Annotated in this window: 1 protein-coding gene; it reads left to right on the plus strand. The window is 69.9% G+C overall.

What is annotated here, in order from left to right:
• Window positions 1-24 precede the first annotated feature (24 nt).
• A partial coding sequence (locus tag BFF77_RS32385) for a DUF1259 domain-containing protein (RefSeq protein ID WP_245704062.1) occupies window positions 25-601 on the plus strand: 577 nt, incomplete at its 3' end.

Raw genomic sequence — 601 nt, forward strand, 5'->3', positions numbered from 1 at the left:
GGCGGCCACGGGCCCGTCAGGCCGGTGCCCACCACATTGGCGGACTGGAAAGAGGTCGCCCACGCGCTGGGCCGTCCGGGCAACATGGTGCGCGGGCTCTTCTACCACACCGCTTTCCCGCGCTCGGACCTGAAGGTCCTCTCCCACGGCGTCACGGTGTCCCCCGGACTGGCCCTGGGCTCGCATGTGGCCTTCGTCCGGTACGCCGACCACAGCGTCCTGGCCATGGGCGATCTGAATGTCACCGAGGACGAACTCCAGAAGGTGATCGACGCCCTGACGGAACACGGGATCGCGGTGACCGCCGTCCACAAGCATCTGCTCTCCCACTCCCCCGACGTCTGGTGGACCCATCTCCACGGACACGGGCACGACCCGGTATCGCTGGCCCGCGGTGTCCGCGCGGTGATCGACACGACCTCCAGCCCGCCCGCCGGTCCCCCGGCGCCGCCGCCGCGCATCGATCTGGACCTCGCGGAGATCGAGGCCGTGATGGGGGTCAGGGGCACCAACGACGGCGGGATCTACAAGTCCGTCTTCGCGCGCCAGGAGCCCATCACCGATCAGGGCATGCTGCTTCCCCAGGGCCTGGGGGCGACCT

This window comes from Streptomyces lushanensis, assembly GCF_001700515.1.
In the GTDB taxonomy this organism is placed as follows: Bacteria; Actinomycetota; Actinomycetes; order Streptomycetales; family Streptomycetaceae; genus Streptomyces; species Streptomyces lushanensis.